Annotated in this window: 1 protein-coding gene; it reads left to right on the top strand. The window is 51.5% G+C overall.

Annotated elements, in window-relative coordinates; genetic code table 11:
- The first annotated feature begins 92 nt into the window (after positions 1 to 92).
- Positions 93 to 551 (top strand): hypothetical protein, encoded by a 459-nt coding sequence (locus ACYQ78_RS39260; protein ID WP_459806082.1) that lies wholly within the window; start codon positions 93 to 95, stop codon positions 549 to 551.
- Positions 552 to 594 lie beyond the last annotated feature (43 nt).

Raw genomic sequence — 594 nt, 5'->3', positions numbered from 1 at the left:
TTGCTGAGACCGCTTGGCCTCCGACTTCGTACAGACGCGAACGGTTGCCTGTTTAGTTGGGACATTTTGATCATCCATTTAACAAACGAAAAATGGCCGATGAAGACGTTGCTGCCTTGGTTGTTGACAATGGCTCCGGTATGTGCAAGGCTGGTTTCGCCGGAGACGACGCTCCTCGAGCTGTGTTTCCCTCCATCGTTGGTCGTCCGAGACATCAGGGTGTGATGGTTGGTATGGGTCAGAAAGACTCGTACGTCGGCGACGAAGCTCAGAGCAAAAGAGGTATCCTGACACTGAAATATCCAATCGAACACGGCATCGTAACCAACTGGGATGACATGGAGAAGATCTGGCATCACACCTTCTACAACGAGCTGCGTGTAGCGCCCGAGGAACACCCAGTTCTGTTGACAGAAGCTCCGCTCAACCCAAAAGCCAACAGAGAAAAAATGACACAGATCATGTTCGAGACTTTCAACGCCCCAGCCATGTATGTCGCTATCCAAGCCGTACTGTCTCTGTACGCTTCTGGTCGGAAAGTCGGGTCGTAGCCATGTCCTTCTGTGAGCCAAAGAGTTGGAAGCACACATTCTC

Source organism: Herbidospora sp. RD11066, assembly GCF_054661255.1.
This window is presented reverse-complemented; position numbering and strand designations above follow the sequence as displayed.